Genomic DNA, 2296 nt, shown 5'->3' with positions numbered 1-2296 from the left:
CCGCCCTTCCCCCGCCCGCCGGTGCCGCTCTCGGCTACCGCCGGCGCCATCGCACTGGCGCTGTGCGACAATGACACGCCGCTCTGGCTCGACCCGGCTTTGCAGGCCTCCACCGCGATCAGATCGTGGCTTGGGTTCCATACCGGCGCGCCATTGGCCAACACACCGGCCGATGCGCATTTCGCCTTGGTCGCAGCACCTGCCGAGATGATGGCGCTCGATGGCTTTTCGCAGGGCACGCAGGATTATCCCGACCGCTCGACCACGCTGATCCTGCAGGTCAGCGATCTGGTCTCCGGCACGCCGCTATTGCTCGAAGGTCCCGGCATCGAAACCAGCGCCACGATCGCGCCGGCGCAGATGCCACGCCATTTCGTCGAGCAGTGGAAGCAGAATATCAAGCGCTTTCCGCGCGGCGTCGACATCATCCTCGCCACATCAGGCGGCATCGCCTGCCTACCGCGCACGACGCGCATCAAGACGATGGAGGCGTAAGATGTATGTCGCGGTAAAAGGTGGCGAAGCGGCAATCGCCAACGCCCACAGCCTGCTGGCCGACCGCCGGCGTGGCGACCGTTCGGTGCCCGCCCTTCGTCTCGACCAGATCGTCGAGCAGCTGGCGCTCGGCGTCGACCGGGTGATGAGCGAAGGCTCGCTCTATGATCGTGAACTGGCCGCGCTCGCCATCGTCCAGGCGCGCGGCGACATGATCGAGGCGATCTTCCTGGTGCGCGCCTACCGCACCACGCTGCCGCGCTTCGGCTACTCCAGGCCCATCGACACCGCCAACATGCTGGTCGAGCGGCGCGTCTCGGCGACCTACAAGGATCTGCCCGGCGGCCAGTTGCTCGGACCGACCTTCGACTACACCCACCGGCTGCTCGATCCCGAGCTTGCCGCCGGCGCCGATGTCGCCGAGCCCTTGCTGCGCGACACGGAAGCGCAAGCCATGCCGCGCGTCTCGGCGATCCTCGCCCGCGAAGGCTTGATCGAACCGGATGGCGACATGCCGCAGGATCATGTCCCCGGCGACATCACCCGCGAGCCGCTCGAATTCCCGATGGCGCGCGACATCCGCCTGCAGGCGCTGTCACGCGGCGATGAAGGGTTCCTGCTGGCGCTCGGCTATTCCACCCAGCGCGGCTATGCCCGCAACCACCCCTTCGTCGGCGAGATCCGCATCGGCGAAGTCGAGTTGGAGCTCGACGTGCCCGAACTGCCCTTCTCGGTGCCGCTCGGCACTGTCCGCGTCACCGAATGCCAGATGGTCAACCAGTTCAAAGGCTCGGCCAAGGCGCCGCCGCAATTCACCCGCGGCTACGGCCTGGTCTTCGGCCAGAGCGAACGCAAGGCGATGGCCGTGGCACTCTGCGACCGGGCGCTGCGCGCGAAGGAGCTCGGCGAGGATGTCGTCGCCGCGGCCCAGGACGAGGAGTTCGTCATCTCGCACTCCGACAATGTCCAGGCGACCGGCTTCGTCGAGCATCTGAAGCTGCCGCACTATGTCGATTTCCAGGCCGAACTCGATCTCGTGCGCCGCATGCGTGCCGAATATGACGCCCGCCAAAACCCCGTGAAGGTCGAAGAGAAGCGGGAGGCCGCGGAATGATCGAGGGCCTTTCCCACATGACCTTCATCGTCCGCGATCTCGAGCGGATGACCGAAATCCTCGAGGGCGTATTCGACGCACGCGAAGTCTATGTCAGCGACGCCAGGCAGTTCTCGCTGTCGCCCGAAAAATTCTTCCTGATCGGTGACATCTGGGTCGCCATCATGGAGGGCGAACCCTTGCCGGAGCGCAGCTACAACCACATCGCCTTCAAGATCGATGACGCCGATTTCGACCGCTATGCCGAGCGCATCGGCAGGCTCGGCCTCGACATGCGCCCGCCGCGCCCGCGCGTCGAGGGTGAAGGCCGCTCGATCTATTTCTACGACGAAGACAACCACATGTTCGAACTGCACACCGGCACGCTCAATGAGCGGCTGGCGCGCTATGCCAGGGGATCGGAGGCTGCGGAATGAATTTAGTGCCCGACGCCACCATGGCCGCCACCATCGTGGGAATGACCGCCATAGCCGTCATACCCGGAGTAATCACCATTGCCGACGCCCACGGACTCACCTTGAGAGCCTTCTTTGGGGCCGGGCAGAATCATGCGCCGAAGGAAGAAGAGAACGACGCCGGCGAACACCACCAACAGAATTCCGAGATGCATCCATCCGGTCGAGTTCATCTGAATTCGCCCCTGTATCCGCGTCCTGGACGCCAATTCGATAGCACAATGTGGATGTG

4 protein-coding genes are annotated in these 2296 nt (G+C 64.7%); all 4 read left to right on the top strand.

What is annotated here, in order from left to right:
- Positions 1-495, top strand: a 495-nt coding sequence (gene phnH / locus EN994_RS27830) for a phosphonate C-P lyase system protein PhnH (protein WP_127307983.1), incomplete at its 5' end; no start/stop codon positions are given.
- Between the two features lies 1 nt (position 496).
- Positions 497-1609, top strand: coding sequence for a carbon-phosphorus lyase complex subunit PhnI (locus tag EN994_RS27825; protein WP_063169034.1), 1113 nt, complete (start codon positions 497-499; stop codon positions 1607-1609).
- Positions 1606-2025 carry a FosX/FosE/FosI family fosfomycin resistance hydrolase gene (gene fosX, locus EN994_RS27820; RefSeq protein WP_063169035.1) on the top strand — a complete coding sequence of 140 codons (420 nt, stop codon included), beginning with the start codon at positions 1606-1608 and terminating at the stop codon, positions 2023-2025. Before EN994_RS27825 ends, fosX begins: the two co-directional genes overlap by 4 nt.
- On the top strand, positions 2022-2296 hold a 275-nt coding region (locus tag EN994_RS35715; protein WP_082826549.1), incomplete at its 3' end, for a hypothetical protein. The genes fosX and EN994_RS35715, both read left to right, overlap by 4 nt.

The organism is Mesorhizobium sp. M7A.F.Ca.CA.002.09.1.1, from assembly GCF_003998555.1.
Taxonomy (GTDB): domain Bacteria; phylum Pseudomonadota; class Alphaproteobacteria; order Rhizobiales; family Rhizobiaceae; genus Mesorhizobium; species Mesorhizobium ciceri.
The sequence above is the reverse complement of the archived record's forward strand: the minus strand, read 5'-3'. Positions and strand labels throughout refer to the sequence as shown.

Excerpts from the sequence above, each read along its gene's own strand:
- EN994_RS27825 (WP_063169034.1), top strand. The coding sequence starts at position 497 with ATGTATGTCGCGGTAAAAGGTGGCGAAGCGGCAATCGCCAACGCCCAC.
- fosX (WP_063169035.1), top strand. The coding sequence starts at position 1,606 with ATGATCGAGGGCCTTTCCCACATGACCTTCATCGTCCGCGATCTCGAG.